This is a genomic window from Streptomyces sp. DH10 (assembly GCF_029813805.1).
Taxonomy (GTDB): domain Bacteria; phylum Actinomycetota; class Actinomycetes; order Streptomycetales; family Streptomycetaceae; genus Streptomyces; species Streptomyces coeruleofuscus.
Window position 1 is genome coordinate 183,201 of sequence record NZ_JARVKU010000006.1, and the last position, 21,922, is coordinate 205,122.

Genomic DNA, 21,922 nt, shown 5'->3' on the forward strand with positions numbered 1-21,922 from the left:
CCTCGAGCCGCCTACTCGCCTTCACCGTCGCCGTCAGCAATGACGAAACTTCGGCGGTTCCGGCCGGGCACGGCCCTTATGACGCTGAGGCGCTCTCGGTCAGCGACGACGCCTTCATCGTCTACACCAGCAACGCCTTCGCCATCCTCGGCCTGCGGGCCCTCTACCTCATGCTCGCCGGCCTGCTGGACCGCTTCCAGAAATCCGTGCCGGCCATAGTCCACCGCCACAAGACTCTCGGCGTATTCGTTCCCGTGCGGGGCCCGGGCCCATGCCAGAACCGCGACTGTCCCGACTACCGGCTGGACCCCCACCACAAGCACTCTGCGACCCGGTAACGGACAGGCGGAGCAGGGGTTTGCGTGAACCGGGACCGAGGGATGACGGGCAACGCTGCGGCGGCCCGGGCTGGCGCATTTCTCGCTCGCATACGCGGATGCGGATCCAACGGACCGCACCATCCCGGAACTCACTCTCAGGGCCCGAACCCGCCCCGGCGGGAGGCACCCATGTCACCGGCCGTCGATGCCGCCGGCGAGGTCAGCACGGACAGGTAGCGTCTGTTCACAGCATGTAACGTCGCTGGGGTGGGTACCGTGCGAACGCTCACCGCGATGGCCCCGCTGTTGGCCCGGTTGGACCGTGAGCCGGAGCGGCCGGCACGTATTGATGTGCCGAAGATGAGCCGGCACCGCATCCTAATCCCCATGTAAGGACGGGTCGGGGCAGTGCAGGAACCCCCGGACTGTTCGAACAGCAGGGCCGTCATGCCTGACCGCATCCGGACATACGGTGTCTCGCCACAGAGCGGCGGACAGCCCTGCGGCTTGTGGTGACGGCCTGGCAGGTGCCGAGCGGATGCCTGAATCACGCCGGGCTTTGACGCCTCGCTGTAGACCGCGCGGCGTTCGGCGCCTTCTCGGCCGTCACCACAGTGCGGAAGTTGATGTTCGTCGGTGCTGGGCGTACGCCTTCCAAATCGCCTGGCTTGAATACCTTGAGGTAGATCGGCGCCGCCCAGCACCGTCGAGCGTCAACACCCGCACCTTGATCACTCGTTGGTGTTGGTGGTGCGAGCCCGCTGCACGGTGACCTCTTGAGAAGCCCGAGCCGTCTGAGCTCCCGGATGGACCGAGGCCCGTGGGGTGAGCTGGTGCCACGAACGGCTACTGAGGTGGCGGACCGGCCCTTGTGCCGAGTCCTGGGATTAGGTCGCCGCGTGGTTCCGCATGAGCTCGTGACCTGCGCAAAACTGCACTGTGGGGAGGAACATCTTGATCTATTGCGGCATCGACTGGGCCGAGCGGACGCACGACGTTGCCCTGGTCGACGACAGCGGCCAGTTACTGGCCAAGCGGCACATCACCGACGACGCCGCGGGCTACAAGATCCTGCTGGACCTGCTGGTCGAGTACGGCGACAGCGAGGACAACCCGATCCCGGTCGCGATCGAGACCTCGCGGGGCCTGCTCGTCGCGGTGCTGCGGACCGGCAAGCGGCAGGTGTTCGCGATCAATCCGATGGCCGCCGCCCGCTACCGTGACCGGCACTCGGTCTCGCGCAAGAAGTCCGACCCTGGCGACGCCCTGGTCCTCGCGAACATCCTGCGCACCGACATGCACGCCCACCGGCCGTTGCCCAACGACAGCGACCTCGGCCGAGCCATCGCCGTTCTCGCCCGTGCTCAGCAGGACTCGTTGTGGAACCGCCAGCAGCTGTCCAACCAGCTCCGTTCGCTGCTGCGGGAGTACTACCCGGCCGCCCTGGCGGCCTTCGAGCCCTGGCGCAACGGCCTGTGCCGGCCGGAGGCCCGGGAGCTCCTCAAGGCGGCCCCGACTCCGACCCGGGCCGCGCGGCTGACCCGCACGCAGTTGGAGGCCGCGCTCAAACGGGCTGGCCGCAAGCGCGGCATCACGGCCGAGGCCGAGCGGCTCCGCGACGACTACGCCCACCAGTCGCCCTTGGTCGAGGACGCGCTGGGCAAGCAAATGCTCGCCCTCCTGGTCCAGTTGGAGGCCGCATGCACCGCCGCCGACGACCTCACCGTGGCGGTCGAAGAGGCCTTCCCTCAGCACCCGGACGCTGAGATCATCCTCAGCTTCCCCGGCCTCGGCGTCCAGCTCGGCGCCCGGGTGCTCGCCGAGATCGGGGACGACAAGACCCGCTTCGCGGACGCCCGCGGCTTGAAGGCATACGCCGGTGCCTCGCCCATCACCAGGGCCTCCGGCAAGAAGTCGAGCATCACCCGGCGCTGGGTGAAGAACGACCGGCTCAACCACGCCGGCTACCTCTGGGCCTTCGCCTCCATAACCGCCTCGCCCGGCGCCAAGGCCCACTACCGGCGCCGCCGTGACGATCACGGAGACTGGCACGCCGCTGCTCAGCGCAACCTCTTCAACCGAATGCTCGGCCAGCTCTACCACTGCCTCCAGCACAGCCACCGCTTCGACGAAGCGGTGGCCTTCCCTGCACCAGCATCTGCGGTCGCGCCGGTAGCCTGAACGCGACAATCTCACAGAAGTCCGGCGGCCTGTCGAAGCTTCGCCTGGCTGTCCGGGTTGATCAGGCCCTCTGGCAGCATCGCCACCACACTCGCGTATTGCGCGAATACGGCCCTGCACTGCTCGCGCTCTGGGTGATCGCTATCGCTGCCGAACCACAGCACCATGGCCTCGTTGCCTGGATCGATCGGCTCGGAGTAGTCGGCGACCATGACCAGACATTGAAGCAATCCGGACTGCTCAGGAACCTGCGGGTCGCCTGCGAGACGAAGCAGACTGGGAAGGACCTCCGGCATGGCCGGGTTCATCTCGGCGATGCTGAACAGGGTGTTGGTCAGCACACGCTGTGCCTCAGCCGCGGCGGCCTGATCGAGAAGGCCGTACAACAGGACCGGGAGCGCGGCAGGACACTCGGCAAATTCCGACCAGCGGACCTCTTCGCACCCGTTGAGGACAGGATGCCCACGGCCGGTATCAGCTGCGTTCGGATACTCGTGGAGGAACCGAGCGATCGCCGCGTCCTTGGCGGCCACATCCATCCTGCACACCCGTCCGGCCCCCGTCCCGTCGCCATGAGCCTCGAGCTCCGCGTCACCCGCACTCTTGCGCGACCGAAGAGTCGCACGCAAGCCCGAGGCAGCGAGCCGACAGTGTTCGATTGTTCAGACGCTCACAGCCGCCCGGCTTGACGAGTTAGACGCCTGAGGTGTCTGTTGCTCACGGCGGCGCTGGGCCTGTACCTGGTGATCGTCTGGGCTGTGCTGACCACGTCCTGGCTGGTCCGGCTCGACTGGCAGCTGATGTTCTTTCGGCCGTACCAGCAGTGGCCGCAGATCCACGCCTTCGCTGACCATTACGTGGTGTTCGGCCAGCGCGGACCCACCGCGGTGTTGGTCGCCGCATGGCTGGGCTGGCGCTCGTGGCGGCAGCACGTACTGCGTCCGCTGCTGGCGCTTGGTGCCTGCCTGCTGCTGCTGAACGTCACCGTCGGTGCAGCGAAGATCGGCATGGGCCGCCTCGGCCCGCATTACGCGACCGTGATCGGCTCCAATGAGATGGGTCTGGGCGGCGATATTTTTCCTAGCGGCCACACCGCCAATGCCGTGGTGACCTGGGGCATCCTCGCGTATCTGGCCTCGGCCCCGACAGCGCGGCGCTGGCTGTCCGCGCTGTCGGCGGGCATGGCGCTCGGTGTCGGCCTCACCACCGTCTACCTCGGTACGCACTGGCTCAGCGACGTCCTGCTCGGCTGGGCCGCGGGGCTGCTGATCCTGCTGGCGCTACCGTGGTTCGAGCCGCTGATCGAACGCGCCGAGGTGTGGATCCACGACCGACGCGACCAGCTGCGAGCCTTGTGGCGTGCACATGGCGGCCACTGCGCGCTCCCGCCGGCCGGTTCACCTGGCGGCCACTGGGCGCTCGCGCCGGCCGGTTCACCGGCCGTGCTGGTACGCCCCCCGGCTGAGGAGGAGGCCATGGCACGCGACACGATCTCGTCGGCGACACGCTCGCCCCGGGTACCGGCCCACCCGACCCCCTGCCGGTACACGTCCCACTCAGAGCACCCGGTTACCCCTGCCAGCAACCGCCGGCCATCAGGCGGCGACGTCACGCCGTGCGGGACCGTCTCAGCGGCCGGAGAGCCTGCATCATCGGACGGCGTGCTGTCTCAGCCTTTGCAGCATCTGATCACTGCCGCAACGAGAGTCATTGACGGATGTACTCCCGATACCGGCCTGACCCACGACGGCATTACGCCGGCAGGGCCCGCACCGGCGACTGGTGCGGGGGCAGTGCGCCGTATTGGCCGGGGTCCGGCAGCGGAGAGCGGCTCACCCGGATCTTCGACTGGCCGTGGGGCCGCTGCTCCCAGTCGTCCATGAAGCGCGCGTACAGACCGTGCTGTCGGGCCACGCCCAGGAGCGTCTCGGTGCGGTAGTAGAAGTCCTCCCGCAGCACCTGGTGCTCGCTACCTTCGGTGCGGTCGAAGGTGAAGTCGAAGAACCCCTTCTCGGTCAGGACGCGGCCGACGTGGGCCAGGCACTCCTCGATCAGCTCCAGCGGCGAGTGGGAGAAGACGCTGTGCGCGTGCACGACGTCGAAGTGGTCATCGGGCAGGAAATCCAGGGTGAGGTCGCCGGTGATGGTCAGGTGCGGCAGCTTGTCCTGGAGCCCCCTCTCGACCAGCGTCTTCTTGGCGGCGATCAGGATGTCCGGCGAGATGTCGATGCCGTAGTAGTTCCCCGGATCGAGGTAGTCGATGAAGCGCCAGCCGCCGCGCAGGTTGCCGCAGCCGATGTCGAGCATCCGGTGCTCGGGGCGCAGTCCGTGCTCGATGAGGTAGTCGAACTGCATCTGTCCCAGGGCCAGCCAGCGCTCACGGGTCTGGCTGCCGACCGCTGCCTCCGGGTTGCGGCGGGTGTCCGAGGCCATCACTGCGCGGTAGTAGCCGACGTGGTCGGGGTGCTTGAGGCGCAGCCAGGTGTCCCGCGCGGCGCGGCGCAGATATGGGGCGACACGGCGGGGGTGGGTCAGGGCGTAGCCGACCTTGTGGGTGAGGGTGGAGCGGTTGCGCCGCAGCTTCTTCGGGGACTTCGCATCCTGGGTCATGGCAGTGGCTTCCGAACGAGGGGTGTCCCCGATGCGGGGAGCAGCCTCTGACAGGGGATGAAATCGTGGGGGTGACCGACTGAGTCTTACGGCGCACCGGCCGGAATCGGGTGGGCCGAGGGCCAATGTAATGGGCGGCCGCACACGAAATACGCCGCCGTGCGGACACCACGGCCATCGGGTTTCGGGGCCTGTCTTCCGGACCACTCGTGGTTGCGGGCCGGCAAGCACCTGCGCAGCCTTGCCGACGGTCACCGACCCCACGCCCGAACATACTTGCCCCAGGGTGGCCCTCTTGCCTCCATTTGACAGGCATCACCTAGAAGGCACCCAAAGTCACCATTCGGGCAAGGCCCGATCGAGTCGGAACCGCACCCCTAAGCCGATTAGCGCGCAAGCCGGAGCAACCGGTGCAGATCGAAGCCGCGCTGACGAAACTGATAGGAGACCGCGAAACCCCATTCCTGCGGATGACAGGAGGCTTGAAGGTGTCAGCCAAGCTGCAGATGCTGGCCTCAGCAATGATCAACGGCGTTGGGGCCCTGCTGTATCTACTCGATCATCTGGACGATCTGGAATGCATCGGCCGAGCGTCAACACCCTGAACCATGCACCGCGGCGGCCAGCCCGCGCACCTCCGTCTCGGTGAAAGCGGGCGGGGCCCGTCCATCTGCCGAGGAAGAGCCGCTCAGGCCCCGCGTTATGCGGCCCGGGGTGCGGCAGCGGGTCAGACAGGGCCGAGGAGCGGGCCTCCGGGCAGGTAGTGGGTCTGCCTCAAGTGCGCTGCAATTTCTTCAAGCGCCTGTTTGAAGCCGTCCATGCGAGGAGCGTTGGTGTCGTCCACATCCTGCTGGCTCACCCGTTCAGCCCACTGGTCGAGGTGCATCGCAATGTGCAGGTGATTGCGGTAGAGAGCCCTGGCTTCTCCGTGGAGCGCAGTGTGTGCTTGCTCTTCGTCCCAGTCCGCGAGCACGCTCTTGTCGAAGTCAAGCAGTTCTGCATCGGAATGATGCATTGATCACCCTTCTTACTGATGGTTTCAGAATGAGCCACAGTCGTCTGAACTGGTGGAGCCAGGCCAGGCCCGCTCGACGACCCAGTGGGTCTCGTGTGGTCATGGACCGCCTTGATCGTCGGCGGTGAGCCGCTGTTCCAGGTGGCTGAGCAGGTGGGTGCATTTCCGGACCGTGTCGAGGTCGTCGCCCAGGATAACGGCGAGCTCCTGTGCCCAGGCGGCACGCAGCACCCGGAGGTTGGCCGCCGCACGCTCGGTCGGGCGCACGGCGATGCTGCGGCCGTTGGTGGCGGCGCGGGAAACCATCCCCTTGCCCTCGAGGCTGCGCAGCGCCGTGCTGACGTTGGTGCGCTGCAGCCGGGTGCGGCGGGCGATCTCGCTGGGCGCGGCCCCGGGGTACAGGTCGACGACCCGCATCACCTGCCGCTCGGTTTCGGTCAGCGGCACCACCTGAGGGCCTTCCGGGGTCCGGGCACGCACCAGCCGGCCGACGTTGAGGATCAGGTGCTGATCTCGACATTCGTGAGTTCCGATGCCGCCGGAATCAGCACGGACAGCCAACTGATCGTTTCAGGGCTGAGCAGATCCTCAAGCATCCCCAGGGCGCGGCGCTGTCCGATGTCCTTCTCGGGGAGCTGCAGGCGTCCCTGGCCCGCCGCTCCGCCGGACCACGCCCCGCGCCATGGCGGAGGGCGGCTTCGTTGTCCTACAGGGGCCGTCGCCCGGTGATGGCGCCGCCGGGGTCGTCCAGGAGGGCGATGCGGGCGGTGATGCGTTTGCCCACCGGCTCCCGCTGCGCTTCGAAGCCCTGGGCGACGGCCATGACGATCTCCAGGCCGTGCTGGCCCACCCGCCCGGCGTCGGCGGCCCGGGCCACCGGCAGTACCGGATCGCAGTCCCACACCACGATCTCGACCGTGTCGCCGGTGACGCGCAGGTCCATCAGCACCGGGCCGGGTGCGTATTTGCGGGCGTTGGTGACCAGCTCGCTGACCACCAGCCGGGTGAGGTCCATGGCGCGCTGCGATATGGGCAGGCCGTGCTCGGCCTGGACGCGGGTGAGGAAGTCCGCGGCGAGGTGGCGGGCGCGGGCGATGCACGTACCGTCACCTTCCAGGGCCACCGTGGTCTGTATGGCCCGCTCATCCGGTACCGCGCCGTCCTCACTCACCGACACTGGTTCCATCACGGCCCGCCTCTAATGCCCCGATCACGCCCCGCGCGTACCCACCCACCCGCGGCACACACCTCACGTCCTAGTCACCAAAGCATTACCCGCGCCAGGCGGGGGCAGCACTCCGGGGGGAAGTCTTGACGTGCCAGTATGACCGACATGGCTCCCTGAGGGTAAGGCCATCAGCCGGGACAGCTCCGCAGCCGAGTACGAGCGGAAGAAGTGCCGGGGGTGGGACAGCAGCAGCTCCGCCAGGTTCAGCAGGCGGTCCGCGAACTCCCCCACGGTGCCGGGCCACTTCCTGGTGTCGAGCATCCAGGGTTCGGCGCCTGCGGGCAACGCCGCCTCTCCGGAGCGGATGAGGCTCTTGGAGAGCTTGGCGCCCGTCTCCGCGACGATCACGGGGCAGAACAGGCGCGCAGGCAGCTGGCCGCGGGTCAGACCCACCGCCTGGAGCGCGCCGTCGACCAGGAGGCTCCCGGGCATCCAGTCGGTGCCCTTGACCATCACCTGAAGGACGCCGGTCTCCGCGAGCGCGGCGAGTTCCTTGACCATGTTCCGGTAGAGCGTGGCGAGGTCGAGGTAGCCGCCGCCGGCGGGCGTGATGGTGGCCGTGTAGGGGCCGTGGTGCAGGCAGACCGCCGATACGCGGGCGGAGCCGCGGCCGGCGCGTTCCACGCGGGTGCGCTGTGCGTACTTCTCCGCCCACCCGCATGGTTTTGTTGACGGGTTTCGACACCACTTGTCGCTCAGGGGCGTGAACGCCTTGTTTCGCTGGAGGGCGATGTCTGTGAGTTCTGGCAACGCTTGAGGGTTTGCGGTGGGAGCATGGACGTGCTCTGCGGGATGAGGCTGCGATGGCGCCACCGAAGTCCAAGGTCGACTTCTACTGCGGCGATCCGCCGTGACGCCCGGGCAGGAATGTCGTACCGGGCCTTGATGCGTGAGTACGGAGTCGATTCCGCACGGTGAAGGCCGCGTTGGAGTCGGTCTGGCCGGAGCCGCGGAAGAAGCCGCGGCCGCGCGGCACCCGCCTGGATGCCTATAAGCCGTTGATCGACGAGATGCTCCGGTCGGATCTGGATGCTCCGCGCAAGCAGCGTCACACGGTCAAGCGGATCTTCGACCGTCTCCTGGACAAGCACGGGGCGGAGGCGGTGACCTATCCGATGGTGCGGGCTTATGTCGCCGACCGACGGCCCCAGATCGCTGTTGAGGCCGGCCGCGGGGTGGTGCACGCGTTCATTCCGCAGTCCCACCGGCCGGGGGCCGAAGCAGAGATCGAGACCGGCACGGAGTCCTACCGGCTCGCCAGCACCAGGGCGGCCCGAGCGCAGGACGCCGCAGGCTGACCTCACCATTGTCACGCTGATTCGTGCGCTGCTTAGCACCACGATCGGTTCAGCAGTGCGCGACGACTTCCAAAGTGATCTTGAGATGCCGCCCCGTCATGCCCTTGGCCTTGGTGATGCCGAAGGCGTACCGGTCGATCGTGGTAGTGCCGCCCGCCGTCATCCGCTTGCCCTCATGGGCAATCGTGCCGAGTGTGACGGCGATCGGCTGAGTCACCCTACATACGGTCAACTCGCCGTACAAAGTGGCATCAGTGCCGGATCGTTCCAGACGCTGGCTCCGGAAGCCGATCTCGGGATGCCGAGCCACGTCGAGGTAGTCAGAGGACCTGACGTGGTCGTCACGCTGCTGATTGCCCGACTCGAAGCTTCCTGCCTCTATTGCGACGTGCACCAATGACTCTTCTGCCGGGTCCGCCACAGTAATGCGGCCATGACCGATGGCGAAGGTACCTCGGACTGGGAACAGCCCGAACATGGCGCGTGTGTCGAAGCGGACCGTTGATGCCGCCTGATCGATCTCGTATGCACCTGCTGCTGGTAAGAGCTGGTTCCCTGATGCTGCCATGAGCTCGTAGCCTCCGTCTGCTGAAGATCAACCCGTGATGGGTCAGCCTCTCGCAGCGGCAGCGGGTATGCCAGCCCCAAGTGCAGGCGTGGCTGACAAGGAGATCCTCACTGGCGGCCAAAGCGTTGTCGGTTCTCGTCAACATTTCTGCGGCGTTGATCGCCAAAGTGCTGTCCGCAACCGTCGACAAACGTTGTCCGCTCTCGCTTACGAAACCACCCGCAAGAGTGCGGGCAAGGCACCCGCAGGTGCGGCACTCGCGAGGAGGGAGCCAGCCAGAGGCTTGCGGCATCCAGGCGCGGCAGCACCCGCAGCCACGTCTGCCGGAACAGGCCGGTCGCCTGCAGGCCTGGTTCCACGCTCCCGAGTGCGTCTCGCTGACGTCATCAACGCAGAGACCGCACCCCGGTTGTCTGGGGTGCGGTCTTGGTTGGAGCGCCGGGCAGGCCTTGCACCTGCATCTCCCCACAGGAAGTGGGGCGTCTTTCCTTGGACCACCAGCGCGAGGCACACCTGCAGTTTTCTGCGGCACGCTCAAGATCAATGTAGTGCAGTACTGCAACCAGCGCGCTGCGCCGCGCGAGAAGTTATGCGCGTGTGCCGGTTATGGCGGCAGGGCCCCTCTGTGAGCGGGGGGTCTTCTCCCCTACCTTCCTTACGTCGATGGTGCGGGGGTCGACGGCCTCTCCGGGGGCGCCTTCTTGGTAGAGGCCTTCGGGTTGGGCGTCGCGGTCGTGTGGGAGGAGGAAGAAGACGCGGCGGCGGTAGAGGCCGCTGTCGGGGTCGGCTTCGGCGTGGTCGTCGAGTTCGGCGTAGCCGACCATGCGGCCGTCGCGGGCGTAGCGGGGTTTGTTGCGGCGGCGGGGGGTCTTGTCGAGGGCTTGGCGGACGTAGTCGAGGTTTTCGGGGTTTTCCAGCCACACGACGTGTGCTTCGTGGGTGAGATCGCCTTCGGTCAGTAGCGAGCTCATAGCTGGTTGCCCTCCTTGGTGTGCGGGGCTGGATGGCGGTCCGCCTCGTGGTGTGGTGTGCCGCCTGTTGTAGAGCCTGCCCTGGCGGCTTCATGGTAGGCCGGTCCGTTGAGGGCGGGTAGGGGCATCTGGGTGCCCTGATGGGCGGGGCGGTGGCGCGGTGGTTCGCTGTGGTGGTGCGGGGGTTGGTTCATGAGGGTGTGTCCAGCAGGGCGAGGCCGGGGTAGTACTTGCGGCCGTTGGATTTGATCATGTCGGCGGGTGAGGCGAGGCCGACCTCTTGCCGGACGCGGGTGGCGAAGGCGCGGGCTCCTGCGGGGCGGATGCCTTCGCCGCTGCTGCACCAGGAGGCGTAGGTGGTGTAGAGGAGGCCTTGTTCGACGCGCAGGTCGGGCTGGGCTTCGAGGTCGCGGGTGCAGCATTCGGTGAGGAAGCGGCCGATGTGGTCTTCGGTGTTGGCGTACGCGGTGGTGGCGATGCGGACGCGGTCGGGGCCTTCGAGGCTGTCGCGGGTGGTGAGGTAGCGGCGGGCGCCCTCGATGAGCCACTGCAGGATGCCGGGGCCTTCATCGCGGACGAGTTCGAAGGCCAGGTTGTCGATCTTGCGGTGGTCGGGGACGGTGCGTTCGAAGGGCAGCAGGCGGATGCGGCGCCAGAACGCGAAGCCGCCGGTGGACACTTCGGGGCGGTGGTTGCCGAGTAGCCACAGGTGGTGGGTGGGGCTGAAGGAGAAGTAGTCCTGCCGCATGCGGCGGGCTTTGATTTTGTCTCCGCCGGTCAGGAGCCGGACGCGGGCTTCGTCGAACTTGTCGTTGGGCTTGAGTTCGCTGCAGACGATGAGGCGGCGGCCGTGGAGTTCGGTGAGTTCGGTGGAGTGCTCGGAGAATGCGCCGCGGTCCATGAGGAATCCGGGTGGGGCGGCGTCGGCGTAGTCACCCAGGATCTGGATCATGGTGTCAAGCAGGACGGACTTGCCGTTCTTGCCGTGTCCGTGGAGGAAGGGCAGGACCTGCGCGCCGACATCGCCGGTGATGGAGTAGCCGAGCAGCAGGTGCAGGAAGTTGATCATTTCCTGGCCTTCGGCGTCGTCGCCGAAGGTGTCGTGCAGGAAGCGGTGCCAGCGCGGGGTGGGGGTCTGCTGGGGGGCGACGCTGGTGGCGCGGGAGTGGAAGTCGCGGGTGGGGTCCGGTTTGCGGAGCAGGCCGGTGTTCAGGTCGACGACGCCGGCGGGAGTGCACAAGGCGTAAGGGTCGCCGTCGAGGGTGTCGGGATCGACGGAGAGGTCCGGGGATGCCTTGGCCTGGGTGAGGAGCGCCTTCATCCCGGTGGTGGACAGGGTGCGCTTCTTGTGGTGGTGGAGCTCGCGGTCGCTGAACAGGCCGCGCGGGTCGCTGTCCGGCATGTCCTCGGCCATCTCGCCCGCGGCCCACAGGGCGGCTTTCTCGCCGCCGGTGCGCTTCCAGCGGTAGCCGTCCCAAGAGAACCAGCCCAGGCCTTCGACGTGGCGGAATTGGTCGCGGTAGAGCTTGACGAACAGTTTGGCGTTGCCGCGGTCGGTGAGCGTGCCGGGCAAGAGGGCTGGCTCCGCCCATGAAGGGGTGGCTGGGGAGGTGTTGGCCTGGGCGGGCAGGGCTGCGGGTGGAGGGGTGGCCTGTTCGAGGTCCAGCATCTGCTGAGCGGCGGCGCTGGCGTCGAAGCGCGGGGTCTCGGCGCTGCTCATGAACGTCCTTCGAGGTGGAGCGGGCGGGCGGCCCCGGCGGCGAGGGCGTCGTCGACGATGCGTTCGTTGCGGGCGCTCTGCCAGGGGCGTGCAGCTTCGGCAGCCTCGAGCAGTTGGGTTCGTGCGGTGTGTTCGTCGAGATGCCCGGCTGCCGTGAGTCCTCCGGCGGTGTATGCGGCCTTGTTGAGCTTCTCGGTGAAGGCCGCGCCTTCACGCGTGGCCGCGCACTCAGCGACCTCCTGGAGCAAGGGGTCCAGGACACGTTGTCCGCCGGCAGCGGTTCGGGGACGGCGGGCGCGGGGGACCTCGGGCTTGGGGCGGACCGGTGGGCGCTGGATCACGTGGCCGGTCCTGACGAGTTCTTCGCCGAGCCATTCGGGCAGGGGCGCAGGCAGTCGGGTCGGCCCTTCGCGCAGGTAAGTCCCCTGGGTGGTGCGGGTGGTGGGGGCGACGATGTAGCCGCCGTCAGCCCGTACGTCGACCTGCCATGCAAGGGCGACCTTGGAGCTGGATCCGGCCGAGCAGCGGAAGCGTGTGGCTGGGTGGGGGTTTCGGTACCAGACGTGCAGGCCACCGGAGGGGGTACGCACGCGCAGCGTGCTGTCGTCGTCGGCGGGACTGGGTTGCCGGCGTAGTGCCGCCAGGAGCGCGAGGGTGTCGAAGCCGGACGCCAGACCGTCCAGGTTGACAGAGTCGTGGATGGCGATGCCAGGCAGGAGGCGGTTGCGGTGGGGGACCGGCGCGGAGTGCGCGTCGATATCGATGACGATCAGGTCGGCTCCCCCGCAGGCCACACCGACGCCCCAGGTCGGCGTGCGGGACCACCAGGCGTCGATGCGCGCGGCGTTGGTAGTGGCGGCGTGGAAGCCGTGGCATGGACGGCCTGCGGGAAGGCAGGGGCAGCCGGCCGGCTGGTGGTGCTGATCTTTGCAGGCTACGCAGTTTCCTGCGGGCGTCTTGCGGCCCGGCGCAAGGGGATGGACAGGCCAGCCCTGCTCAGCGCACCACCGGGCAACGGCATGCGGTGTGGCAGGCCTCGCAGGGCCTGCAGGCACTCTCGTCGCGCTGGGGCCGGGCACGCGTCGTCCTTCTTCGAGGTTCTCGTTTTCCTTCAGTCCCTGACAGTCCCAGCTGGTGCAGTGACCGCATGCTGTAGTGAGGGTCCCAAGGGACTGTAGGGACTGTGTTTCGGAAGAGAGTCTAGGACCCAAGAACGATGGTGGGCGGCAGCTCCCCCGCGTGGCGGCCTATCAGCTTTCGGGTCCCTACGGTCCCTTGAGCCGCTCCACGGCATAACCCATGAGTGCAATGTCCGAATTGAGAGTGGCTGGAGGGACCGCGATATCGCATAACTGGCAAGCGCATGCTCTGCCGCGCGGCGAGGGACTGAAGCCCGAGTGAGCCGTGAACAAGGCCGGACTTATCACCGAGCGATGCCCCCAGGCCGCTACAGCCGCCCGACCCGCCACGGAGCGGCAGGCACGCAGTCGCCTGCCGCAGCCCTTGGTCCCTCACCACAGTCCCTGAACATTTCCGCAGGTCGGAGGCACAATGAACCACTTGCAAGGGACCGTAGGGACTGGAATCCCCAATTATGAGCTAGCTACAACCTGTAGACAGGCAGATGCGCCCGCGCGTACCTGCATACAAGACAGGCTCATAATTCCGAACGAGAGTCCCTTGAGTCCCTTTGCTGAGCCCCATGCCCGTTTGACCTGCACTTTTGTCCAGGGACTGAGTAGCAGGGACCAAAGAGGACACAGTCACTGATCGCCAGGTCGTTCCGTGGGGCCGCTGTCCACGCAGATGTTGGCCGACAGTGACCAACATCGCCCCCACCGGCTACAACCCCACCGAGGACTCTGACCAGCCCCGCAGCGGGCTCCTGAGCCCGCGAAGCCCCCCCAGGCGCTTCACCCCCGGTGTGGCACCTTCTTTGTGCCTTCGCGATCAATCAGGTAGCACCATCTAAGTCGGCTTGTTCTGGAACAACAGAACAAGCCAAAGGACGGGCCCCGGCCCCGGCGCCGAGCCCGGAGCCGGAGGCACCAGGTGAACCGGGTTATTGGGGGCAGAACAACCGGTGCCGCTGCGCGACGGCTGGCAGTCCCGTTGCAGCGGACGGACGGGGCATCGCTACGTCTCGTTGCTGCCCGACCGAGGCTGGCTCGCTGCTCGTGCAGCAGGGCTCGGTCGGGAAGACAGACTTCTTCCTGCCTCGTTCTTCCGCATCTGGACTCGCCGCTGCGACAGACTGCCGCCATGAACCATCAGGAAGCCCGCGAGGAACTGGCCGAGGCGGTCGCCGACATCAAACACACGGCCCTGCGCGTCGACGGCCGCCTATGGCCGGACATCGGCACACCGGACCTGACTGGGACCTGTTCGGGGATCCGGTGTACCGGCAGAGGCAGGCCGGGCCGCCGCCGTTGCCGTCGTACACGAGCGAGACGCTGCCCGCATACCTCTGCACGCCCAAACAGATCCGCGCGGAAGGGCTGGAGCCGACCGGCCCTCCCGTCGGGATACTGTCGTGGACTCCGCAGGGCTCGTACGCGCCGGCTCAGTGCCCGGTGTGGGACATCCGCAAGGCGGTCAGGACGCTCGACCCGGGCCAGGACGGTTTGCTGTGAGTGGTACGCGTCCTCGGGCACCAGGGCTTAGCGGCGGGCCGCGACACCCCCTCGTGTGGGGATCGCCGGGGTCCGCCACTGTCGGCCGCCGGATGCTCAGTCTTCGTCCGCCGGGCCGAAGACCCCAAGGCAGTCCGAGCACATGACCTTGCCGCGCCGCAGCGTCCTCGGCGAGGCCCTGATGACGTTGGGCGGGTCGCACTGGCAGACGGACCGTGACAGTCGGCTGACCGTGACTGGGAAGGCGGCATGGCGAAGAGGTTCGAGAATGCCGGCGTGGTGCTGGGTCCGGTCGGCGGCCGGTCGTCGGCGTTGTGCCGTTTCGCCGGTCACGTCAACGCAGAGCGCACGGCCACCCTCGCTGTGGTCGACGCGGCCCTGGCCTACGCCGAGGAGGTGGAGGGCCTGGTCGACGTCCGCGAGTTGCTGGAGCTGTGGGAGCTGGCCCACCTGTGGGGCCACCCGGAGGTTCCGAATTTCGAGCGGCCTCAATTGAGCGCGGTGAACACGGCGGTCGCCGGCCACCTGCAGAGCCTGCTGGAACAGTTAGCGCCGGAGCAGCTGCGGGAGCTGGGGGTCGCGCTGTCGGTGAGCGGCGAGATGGTGGCGCTGGCGCTGGAACTGGTGGAGGAGGCGGCAGCCGGACGCCGTGAGTTCCAGGCGCGGACGATGGCGGAGTACGAGGCCGAGAGGCGGCTGGACGACGACCGGGTCGGCGACGCCGTGGACGTGCTGCTGCTGGAAGCCCCCGGCGACTGGCCACCGCTGCAGCGCGCCGCCCTGACACTGGCCCTGGTCTGGGACGTTGCTGACCTGATCGCTTACGCGGCAGAGCTGTCGACGGTTGACGTGCTGCCCGCCCCTCTGCTGTGGCAGGCCCCCGGAGCTGACCACATCTGTGCCAGCTCGCGACTCCCCGTGCCGGGAACCGACCTCCTGGTGTGGACCAAGATCGACCCGGCGCCGTTCGACTCACGCCCGCTATGGAGCCAGGCCGCGAGGCTGGGACTATGGCGCTGGTCGCTCGACTGGCAACGCGCGGACGGCACGCCCGTGCTCTACACGGGCGGGCGTGCCCCGAGTCCGGCAGCCGCACGCTGGCGAGCCGAATGGGCAACGCAGAACCTGCTCACCGACCCCTATCGGGCCAAGAGCCCGTGTCGGGCGATCCACTGATCACCCCACACTGAACACGAAATCTGCGACGGCGTGGCTGACCGACGAGGACGCTGGTGCGGTGATCCCCCGCATGGAGCGCCGGGCGTGCATCCGCCGGGTGGGCGTCGTACGGTCCGAGTGCCCGGCTCGGACAGGACGGCCGGATTTTGCGGTCCCGCGTTCCTTCGCACGTTGCGCGGGACCGCTCCCTGTCCTCGAGGATCGCCCCGACCAGCACCCGCACCCCGGACAGGACGCCCGCCCTGTGGTCGTACGGGCCTCGCCCCGGACGACCGTGTCGATCACCTCGACCGATTCCACCATCTGGGGAACCGGGAGGCGCTCTACCGGCGGACCGCCGAGATCAGTCCGCCGGGCCGCGCCAACGTCTTCCCGGCGAGGGCGCATTCCGGGGCCCCTAGTTGTATTGACCTGGAGCGTTGTTCACGCGGGTGATGGGTGGGTGGCCGCCGAGTGCGGTGTGGCAGCGGTGGTGGTTGTAGGTGTGCAGGAAGTCTGCCAGGGCGGCGGTGCGTTCGGTGTTGCTGGTGTAGGGCCGCTGGTAGGCCCATTCGTCGAGCAGGGTGCGGTTGAAGCGTTCGACCTTGCCGTTGGTCTGGGGCCGGTAGGCGCGGGTCAGCTTGCCGGCCGCGCCGAGGTCGGCCAGTGCTTGCCGCCAGGCGAAGCTCTTGCGGTAGGGCCAGGCGTTGTCGGTCAGAACTCGCTCGATGCGGCGGATGCCGTGAGCGGCGTAGAAGGCCGCGGCCCTGCGCAGGAAGTCGGCGCAGGTGGCGGCCTTCTCGTCCGGGTGGATCTCGCTGTAGGCGAGGCGGGAGTGGTCGTCGACGGCGGAGTGGATGTAGTCGAAGCCCATGCCGCTGCGGGTGGCGCGGCCGGCCTGGCGGCCCAGGGCCTTGTGGCCTCCGCCGTCGGGGATCCGGCCGAGTTTTTTGACGTCGACGTGGACCAGCTCGCCCGGCCGGTCACGCTCGTAGCGGCGGATGACCTGGCCGGTGGGCCGGTCCAGGTGGGCCAGGCGGTTCAGGCCGTGGCGGGCCAGGATGCGGTGCACGGTCGATGAGGGCAGGCCCAGGATCGGCCCGAGCCGGGCGGGGCCGAGTTTGCGGGCCTGCCGCAGTCGGCACACTCGCGTCTCCACCGCTGCCGGGGTGCGGTGCGGTGTCGTCCGGGGACGGCTGGGACGGTCGTGCAGCCCTGGCTCGCCTTCCGATCGCCAGCGGCGGATCCACTTGTGGGCCGTGACACGTGAGATGCCCATCTCCGCGGCGACATGCGCTACAGGACGACCGGAGCGGACACGCTCGATCAGCAGTCGCCTGCCGTGAACGGTCAGCCGGGCATTACGGTGGGACACGAAGGCCTCCGTGCGGTGAAGATTCGACACCTCCACCACACCCGGAGGCCTTCGCCATGATCAAGCCCGGCCAGCGTCAACAACGCTCGTGATCAATACACCTAGGGCGTGGGCGAAGAACCGCAGGCCGCTGGGGGGGACCGCTTGGCGTGCATCGGGTGCCGGCACTCGTCGCAGGTGATCGGTGCGGGCGGCCGGACTCTCCACACCGCCTCCCACGCCCGCCCGCACCCGAGGTCCGGCAGGTGGGAGAACACCGTTCCCCAATCGGCGTGCATGGCACGGTCCGCCCTCCCCATTCAGTGATCTCCTCAGAGTGTTGCGGCGATCACTGACAGTCGGGACGAGCGGATTCGGACGAGCGGCCGGAAATCGGCCGCGCGTACCCTCCAGGGGGCTCACGACCTCCGCTGCCCACGGCCGGGCGCGGGCGGGTCGGGCTTCGCGAGCGTGCATACCACTTCTTCACTGAGCAGTATCTAGATCTCCGTCAAGTCGACGGTAAATAAGGCTTTCTGACGAAGCGTCAGCGCAGCCCGATGATATGATCCGGGCACTTGCCGAGCGGGCCACGAGCTCCAGCGAATCACCGCGGCAAGGGCGGTCAGGGACGGCGAAACCGCGGAACAAGGTCGCCCGGCTCGTCATGAAAAGTTCTCAGCAACTGGCTTCAGTCGCTTAAAGAGAGTCATATGACGCAATACATGCAGGATCCGGCAGTCTGGGCGGTTGTCGCCGGTGTCCCAGTTGCAGCCACGGTCATCTTTCGGCAGCGGAAGACCATACGGAAGTTACGCCAGGGGGGTAAGGAGCTCAAGTCCGCGTACGCCGACTTGGAGGGAGGCTACGCCGAGGTCGTCCGAGAGGCTGAGGCGCGGGCCGAGGCAGCCACGAAGACGGTGCTGAAGTCCGCCATGCGGACCCTCCAGGGGCTCGCGGCCGAGCAGCAGCTGGTCATCTCCAAGTTGCAGGCCAAGTACGGGGACTCTTTGATCCTCCAGGATCTGCTGGAGATCGACCACATGAACTCCCAGTTCGGGAGGCGTGCGCAGTCCATCGCTGTGCTGTGCCAGGGGTGGCTCGGCCGGCAGCGCGATCCGGCTTCGGTCTACGACGTGATCCGCAGTGCGCAGGGACGGATCCGCCACTACCAGCGGGTCGAGATCCTGTCGCAGGTTGATTTCGCCGTCACCAGCCGGGCCGTCGAGCCGGTCGCCCTGGCCGTGGCCGAACTACTGGACAACGCCACGAGCTATTCCGCTCCGGAGACCGTTGTCGAGATCAACGTGCGGTCCGTGCCCAAGGGCATCTGCATCGTGGTCGACGACGCAGGTGTCGGTATGAACGAGGAGGAGAAGGCCAAGGCAGCGGAACTCCTGTCCGGCGCTCGCGCCGCGGGGGTCTCCGGGCTCGGGAATCCGCCACAGTTCGGCTTCGCCGTGATCGGTGCGCTCTGTCAGGGCTACGGCTTCACCGTCTCCGTCGACTCGACCTCTCCCTACGGCGGTGTCCGAGCGGTGGTGCTCATACCGGAGGAGCTGCTGACCGGCATGCCGGAGCCGAAGAAGCCATCAGCGGCTCTCGATGGGGCAGAGCGCTCGGGCGGCGCCCAGGCGGACGCTTTGGAGACGACCGCCGACGGGCTGCCCAGGCGCAGGCGCAAGGAACGACCCATGGCTGTGGTGCCAAGCAGTCCCGGCGCTCAGCGCACGCCGACCCGATCCACTGAGGAGACGGCGGCGACCATGGGGGCCTTTCAACGGGGGACCGAGACCGGCCGTGCCGCATCGCCGGACGCGATGCGGCGACCGAGCCACGCAGACGCAAGTAAGGGACCGGAGACCGCCTCGTGAATACAGACCTGGCATGGATGCTGGACAGTGCCCTGGAGATTCCCGGGGCCCTGCACGCGGTCCTGGTCTCGGCCGACGGCCTGCTGATGGCCCGTACCAAGGACCTCGGGCGAGACTCGGCCGACACAGTAGCCGCCGCGATGAGCGGTGTGCAGTCGCTCAGCCGGTCGCTGGGATTCTTCTGCGACGGTGAGAACCTGCAGTGGCGTCAGACACTGGTGGAGTTCGACGGCGGCTGGGTCTTTTTGATCTCGGCAGGTGCCGGGGCCTACCTCGCGGTCTCGGCGGCCCCCGACATCGACATGGCAGACATCACCTTCCGCATGCAGCAGTTGGTCAGCCGGCTGGGCAAGGAACTGTCGACACCACCCCGCGAGGACATCGGCCACCGCTCATGACTGAAAACACCCCCGATGAACCTGAAGCCGCTGAGTTAGTACGCCCCTACGTCATCACCCGCGGGCGTGATCTGCCCGCCGAGGACCAGTTCTCTCTGATCACTCTTGTGACGACAGCGAGCGATCAGCGGCAGCGCCCCACCCGGCTCTCTCCCGAAGAACAGCAAGTGCTGGACCTGTGCTCCGGCGGCTACCTCTCCGTCGCCGAGATCGCCGGCCACACCAAACTCCCCCTGGGCGTACTGAAGATCCTCCTCAGTTCCCTGGCAGAAGGGGGTTACCTGACCACCCGATCGCCCGTGCCCCGGGCGCATCTCGCCGACGCACAGCTGCTCCAGGAGGTGCTGGATGGACTCCACGCGCGCTTTGGATGAGGGCGCCTACGTCCCCGGCGGTGCTGCGCAGACCGCGGTGAAGATCCTCGTCGTCGGGCACTTCGCCGTCGGCAAGACGACCTTCATCGGCACGATCTCCGAGATTCCCCCGCTGTCCACCGAAGAGAACATGACACGCGTGGCGGAGGCGGTTGACGACCTCAAGGGCGTGCGGGGCAAGACCACGACCACGGTCGCCATGGACTTCGGACGACTGACGATCAGTGACCGGGTGGTGCTCTATCTGTTCGGCACGCCCGGGCAGCAGCGGTTCATCCAGGTCTGGGAGGATATGGCGCGCGGCGCCCTGGGAGCCCTGATCCTTGTCGATCCCGAACGGCTGGCGGACTCCTTCGCCGTCATCGACCTGATCGAGCAGTACCGGCTGTCCTACGCCATCGCTGTGAACCGCTTCGATGGCACGCCGGCCCGTACCGAGACGGCGCTGCGGGAGGCGCTCGACCTTCTACCCGACACTCCGGTTGTCGTCATCGACGCACGGGACGAGAGTTCATCGGCGAAGGCGCTGATCACTCTCGTTCACCACCTACACGAACGCGCCGCTCTGGAGCATGCATGACCAGCGAACCGACCCCCGTTCCACCGCCCGGCTGCCCCGCGCACGGCAGCGGTCAGCGGGTCCCCATGTATACGCCGGAGTTCGCGGCCGATCCGCACTCCTACTACGCCTATATGCGCCACCACGGCCCGACGGCCCCCGTCGAGTTGGCCCCCGGTGTAGAAGCAACCCTGGTGACGGACTATGCGGCAGCGCTGGATCTGCTGCAAAATCCGGGTGACTTCCGCAAGGACGCCCGCCGGTGGCGAGATCTCAACGAGGGCAGGATCAGCCCGGACAGCCCGGTCCTTCCCTTGCTGGCCCACCGGCCCAACTGCATGTTCTCCGACGGCGCCGAGCACCTGAGGCTGCGCCAGGCCGTCACCGAGAGTTTCGCACGGGTCAGCAGCCACCAGCTGAGTGAGAGCGTCGACCGGGTCGCTCGCTATCTCATCTCCCAGTTCCGCGCCCGCGGCTCGGCCGATCTGCTGAACGACTACGCCAAGCAACTGCCGCTCTTCGTCTTCAACGAGCTCTTCGGCTGCCCCGCGGAGATCGGCGACCGGGTCATGTTCGGCATCTCTGGCATATTCGACGGAATCAACGCCGAAAAGGCCAACGAGGTGCTCGCTCAGGCCGTGAGCGAACTGGTCGCCCTGAAGCGGACCAGGCCGGGCGACGACGTCACATCCTGGCTGATGCAGCACCCGGCCCGGCTGAACGATGTGGAGATGTCACACCAGCTCGTTCTGCTGCTCGGCGCCGGAGCGGAACCGCTGCGCAACCTCATCGCCAACACCCTCCACCTGCTGTTGACCAACGATCGGTACGCGCAGAACGGGTTGGTGGAGGAGGCTTTGGACGCCACTTTGTGGCACAACCCGCCCATGTCCAACTACGCGCCGCACTACCCAGCCCGGGACATGGAGTTCGCCGGGCAGAAGCTCGCAGCCGGCGACCTGGTGCTGGTGAGTCTCCAGGCCGCCAACGCCACTTCTGCGGGCAGCAACCGGGCCCACCTGGCCTGGAGCGCAGGGCCGCACGCGTGCCCTTCCAAGGAACCCGCGCGACTGATCACCCTGGCGGCCATCGAGCACCTGTTCAACGAGCTGCCCGACGTGGAACTCGCGGTCCCCGAAGAGAGCCTGACCTGGCGCCCCGGCCCGTTCAACCGAGCCCTGGCGCAGCTGCCCGCCCGCTTCACCCCCGCCGCGCCACCCCGCGAAGCCCGGCCGCAGCCGTCGCGGACATCACAGCGCCCGACGCCCGACGCTCCGGCCAAGGGACGCGGTGGACTGTGGAGCTCCTTCCTCACCTGGCTGAGGACGTGAGGCGCTCTTCGGCGATGGGTGACACAGCTAACAGACGACGGAAACCGCCTACTGCATGAACCTTCAACAACCAGGGTAGGACTGCGCAGGGTATCTGAGTCGTCACACGATGAAGGAGGGGCAGTGGATGCGAACGCCGCTGACACTCTCGCTCAACGCTCCGCCGCTTGGTTGACTCACCGGCCGCTTTCCCAGGAGAAGATCTTCCTCATACCTGCCCAGACAGACGGGCCGTACGGCCAGATACCCGCCCCCGTCGGCGGGTATCTTTTTGCCCCAAGCCGGCATGGCATCACGCCCGCCTCCTCTTTCCGCCGCCCGTCATCCCGG

At 67.5% G+C, this 21,922-nt stretch carries 21 protein-coding genes, 1 tRNA gene and 3 pseudogenes; 13 read left to right on the top strand and 12 right to left on the bottom strand.

Annotated elements, in window-relative coordinates:
- Positions 1-92: 92 nt before the first annotated feature.
- From QC385_RS15105 to QC385_RS15110, 3 genes and pseudogenes are all read left to right on the top strand, one after another.
- Positions 93-197, top strand: a pseudogene (locus QC385_RS15105) (TerC family protein); the annotation flags it as partial.
- Between the two features lie 390 nt (positions 198-587).
- Positions 588-704, top strand: a pseudogene (locus QC385_RS44230) (phosphatase PAP2 family protein); the annotation flags it as partial.
- Between the two features lie 570 nt (positions 705-1,274).
- Complete coding sequence (locus tag QC385_RS15110) at positions 1,275-2,501, top strand: IS110 family transposase (protein ID WP_443032907.1); 1,227 nt, start codon at positions 1,275-1,277, stop codon at positions 2,499-2,501.
- A gap of 11 nt (positions 2,502-2,512) precedes the next feature.
- Here the strand turns inward: QC385_RS15110 and QC385_RS15115 are convergent, their stop codons facing one another.
- Positions 2,513-3,040 carry a hypothetical protein gene (locus tag QC385_RS15115; protein ID WP_279541814.1) on the bottom strand — a complete coding sequence of 176 codons (528 nt, stop codon included), beginning with the start codon at positions 3,038-3,040 and terminating at the stop codon, positions 2,513-2,515.
- Between the two features lie 150 nt (positions 3,041-3,190).
- On the opposite strand from QC385_RS15115, the pseudogene QC385_RS15120 reads away from it, so the two are divergent.
- Positions 3,191-4,150, top strand: a pseudogene (locus tag QC385_RS15120) (phosphatase PAP2 family protein); the annotation flags it as partial.
- Positions 4,151-4,253: 103 nt separating this feature from the next.
- On the opposite strand, the gene QC385_RS15125 reads toward QC385_RS15120, so the two are convergent.
- Positions 4,254-5,111 (bottom strand): class I SAM-dependent DNA methyltransferase, encoded by an 858-nt coding sequence (locus tag QC385_RS15125; RefSeq protein WP_279541815.1) that lies wholly within the window; start codon positions 5,109-5,111, stop codon positions 4,254-4,256.
- Between the two features lie 410 nt (positions 5,112-5,521).
- Here QC385_RS15125 and QC385_RS15130 point away from each other — a divergent pair, with 410 nt between their 5' ends.
- On the top strand, positions 5,522-5,716 hold the full coding sequence (locus QC385_RS15130; protein ID WP_279541816.1) for a hypothetical protein: 195 nt from the start codon (positions 5,522-5,524) through the stop codon (positions 5,714-5,716).
- 122 nt (positions 5,717-5,838) lie between these two features.
- On the opposite strand, the gene QC385_RS15135 is transcribed toward QC385_RS15130, so the two are convergent.
- From QC385_RS15135 to QC385_RS15150, 4 genes are all read right to left on the bottom strand, one after another.
- On the bottom strand, positions 5,839-6,126 hold the full coding sequence (locus tag QC385_RS15135; RefSeq protein ID WP_279541817.1) for a hypothetical protein: 288 nt from the start codon (positions 6,124-6,126) through the stop codon (positions 5,839-5,841).
- Positions 6,127-6,225: 99 nt separating this feature from the next.
- A complete protein-coding gene (locus QC385_RS15140) occupies positions 6,226-6,687 on the bottom strand; it encodes a MarR family winged helix-turn-helix transcriptional regulator (RefSeq protein WP_279541818.1) in 462 nt (153 codons plus the stop codon).
- Between the two features lie 145 nt (positions 6,688-6,832).
- On the bottom strand, positions 6,833-7,312 hold the full coding sequence (locus QC385_RS15145) for an ATP-binding protein (protein WP_279541687.1): 480 nt from the start codon (positions 7,310-7,312) through the stop codon (positions 6,833-6,835).
- A 63-nt stretch (positions 7,313-7,375) separates the two neighbouring features.
- Positions 7,376-7,978, bottom strand: a complete 603-nt coding sequence (locus QC385_RS15150; RefSeq protein WP_336621293.1) for a hypothetical protein — start codon at positions 7,976-7,978, stop codon at positions 7,376-7,378.
- Positions 7,979-8,268: 290 nt separating this feature from the next.
- Between QC385_RS15150 and QC385_RS15155 the strand changes: the two genes are divergently transcribed.
- Positions 8,269-8,652, top strand: coding sequence for a hypothetical protein (locus tag QC385_RS15155; protein WP_279541819.1), 384 nt, complete (start codon positions 8,269-8,271; stop codon positions 8,650-8,652).
- 49 nt (positions 8,653-8,701) lie between these two features.
- Here QC385_RS15155 and QC385_RS15160 read toward each other — a convergent pair whose 3' ends face one another.
- The 5 genes from QC385_RS15160 to QC385_RS15180 all read right to left on the bottom strand — a co-directional run bounded on the left by QC385_RS15160 (position 8,702) and on the right by QC385_RS15180 (position 12,966).
- A complete protein-coding gene (locus tag QC385_RS15160; RefSeq protein ID WP_279541820.1) occupies positions 8,702-9,220 on the bottom strand; it encodes a YceI family protein in 519 nt (172 codons plus the stop codon).
- Positions 9,221-9,651: 431 nt separating this feature from the next.
- A tRNA-Gly gene (locus tag QC385_RS15165) sits at positions 9,652-9,724 on the bottom strand.
- 83 nt (positions 9,725-9,807) lie between these two features.
- The gene (locus QC385_RS15170; RefSeq protein WP_279541821.1) at positions 9,808-10,191 is read right to left on the bottom strand and encodes a DUF6009 family protein; all 384 of its coding nucleotides are present in this window, start codon (positions 10,189-10,191) and stop codon (positions 9,808-9,810) included.
- Positions 10,192-10,381: 190 nt separating this feature from the next.
- Positions 10,382-11,911: a DNA primase family protein gene (locus tag QC385_RS15175; protein ID WP_279541822.1), complete on the bottom strand. Its 1,530-nt coding sequence runs from the start codon at positions 11,909-11,911 to the stop codon at positions 10,382-10,384.
- Positions 11,908-12,966: a bifunctional DNA primase/polymerase gene (locus QC385_RS15180; RefSeq protein WP_279542074.1), complete on the bottom strand. Its 1,059-nt coding sequence runs from the start codon at positions 12,964-12,966 to the stop codon at positions 11,908-11,910. The genes QC385_RS15175 and QC385_RS15180 overlap by 4 nt, the downstream gene beginning before the upstream one ends.
- Positions 12,967-14,256: 1,290 nt before the next feature.
- Between QC385_RS15180 and QC385_RS15185 the strand changes: the two genes are divergently transcribed.
- Positions 14,257-14,544, top strand: coding sequence for a hypothetical protein (locus tag QC385_RS15185; protein WP_279541823.1), 288 nt, complete (start codon positions 14,257-14,259; stop codon positions 14,542-14,544).
- 249 nt (positions 14,545-14,793) lie between these two features.
- Positions 14,794-15,720 (top strand): hypothetical protein, encoded by a 927-nt coding sequence (locus QC385_RS15190; RefSeq protein WP_279541824.1) that lies wholly within the window; start codon positions 14,794-14,796, stop codon positions 15,718-15,720.
- Between the two features lie 400 nt (positions 15,721-16,120).
- Here the strand turns inward: QC385_RS15190 and QC385_RS15195 are convergent, their stop codons facing one another.
- A complete protein-coding gene (locus tag QC385_RS15195) occupies positions 16,121-17,077 on the bottom strand; it encodes an IS481 family transposase (RefSeq protein WP_279541825.1) in 957 nt (318 codons plus the stop codon).
- A 692-nt stretch (positions 17,078-17,769) separates the two neighbouring features.
- Between QC385_RS15195 and QC385_RS15200 the strand changes: the two genes are divergently transcribed.
- From QC385_RS15200 to QC385_RS15220, 5 genes are read left to right on the top strand one after another with little or no spacing between them, the layout of a single operon-like run.
- The gene (locus tag QC385_RS15200; RefSeq protein WP_279541826.1) at positions 17,770-18,930 is read left to right on the top strand and encodes a sensor histidine kinase; all 1,161 of its coding nucleotides are present in this window, start codon (positions 17,770-17,772) and stop codon (positions 18,928-18,930) included.
- Positions 18,927-19,328 (top strand): roadblock/LC7 domain-containing protein, encoded by a 402-nt coding sequence (locus tag QC385_RS15205; protein WP_279541827.1) that lies wholly within the window; start codon positions 18,927-18,929, stop codon positions 19,326-19,328. The genes QC385_RS15200 and QC385_RS15205 overlap by 4 nt, the downstream gene beginning before the upstream one ends.
- Positions 19,325-19,702, top strand: a complete 378-nt coding sequence (locus QC385_RS15210; RefSeq protein ID WP_279541828.1) for a DUF742 domain-containing protein — start codon at positions 19,325-19,327, stop codon at positions 19,700-19,702. Before QC385_RS15205 ends, QC385_RS15210 begins: the two co-directional genes overlap by 4 nt.
- Positions 19,677-20,282, top strand: a complete 606-nt coding sequence (locus tag QC385_RS15215; RefSeq protein ID WP_279541829.1) for a GTP-binding protein — start codon at positions 19,677-19,679, stop codon at positions 20,280-20,282. The genes QC385_RS15210 and QC385_RS15215 overlap by 26 nt, the downstream gene beginning before the upstream one ends.
- Entirely contained in the window at positions 20,279-21,592 is a 1,314-nt protein-coding gene (locus tag QC385_RS15220; RefSeq protein ID WP_279541830.1) for a cytochrome P450, read from the top strand. Before QC385_RS15215 ends, QC385_RS15220 begins: the two co-directional genes overlap by 4 nt.
- The last annotated feature ends 330 nt before the right edge of the window (positions 21,593-21,922 follow it).

What these genes read in the sequence shown, in the direction of transcription:
- QC385_RS15115 (WP_279541814.1), bottom strand. Translation starts at nt 3,040, where the DNA reads ATGGATGTGGCCGCCAAGGACGCGGCGATCGCTCGGTTCCTCCACGAG.
- QC385_RS15125 (WP_279541815.1), bottom strand. Translation starts at nt 5,111, where the DNA reads ATGACCCAGGATGCGAAGTCCCCGAAGAAGCTGCGGCGCAACCGCTCC.
- QC385_RS15135 (WP_279541817.1), bottom strand. Translation starts at nt 6,126, where the DNA reads ATGCATCATTCCGATGCAGAACTGCTTGACTTCGACAAGAGCGTGCTC.
- QC385_RS15145 (WP_279541687.1), bottom strand. Translation starts at nt 7,312, where the DNA reads ATGGAACCAGTGTCGGTGAGTGAGGACGGCGCGGTACCGGATGAGCGG.
- QC385_RS15160 (WP_279541820.1), bottom strand. Translation starts at nt 9,220, where the DNA reads ATGGCAGCATCAGGGAACCAGCTCTTACCAGCAGCAGGTGCATACGAG.
- QC385_RS15170 (WP_279541821.1), bottom strand. Translation starts at nt 10,191, where the DNA reads ATGAGCTCGCTACTGACCGAAGGCGATCTCACCCACGAAGCACACGTC.
- QC385_RS15175 (WP_279541822.1), bottom strand. Translation starts at nt 11,911, where the DNA reads ATGAGCAGCGCCGAGACCCCGCGCTTCGACGCCAGCGCCGCCGCTCAG.
- QC385_RS15185 (WP_279541823.1), top strand. Translation starts at nt 14,257, where the DNA reads ATGGCCGGACATCGGCACACCGGACCTGACTGGGACCTGTTCGGGGAT.
- QC385_RS15190 (WP_279541824.1), top strand. Translation starts at nt 14,794, where the DNA reads ATGGCGAAGAGGTTCGAGAATGCCGGCGTGGTGCTGGGTCCGGTCGGC.
- QC385_RS15200 (WP_279541826.1), top strand. Translation starts at nt 17,770, where the DNA reads ATGACGCAATACATGCAGGATCCGGCAGTCTGGGCGGTTGTCGCCGGT.
- QC385_RS15210 (WP_279541828.1), top strand. Translation starts at nt 19,325, where the DNA reads ATGACTGAAAACACCCCCGATGAACCTGAAGCCGCTGAGTTAGTACGC.
- QC385_RS15215 (WP_279541829.1), top strand. Translation starts at nt 19,677, where the DNA reads ATGGACTCCACGCGCGCTTTGGATGAGGGCGCCTACGTCCCCGGCGGT.
- QC385_RS15220 (WP_279541830.1), top strand. Translation starts at nt 20,279, where the DNA reads ATGACCAGCGAACCGACCCCCGTTCCACCGCCCGGCTGCCCCGCGCAC.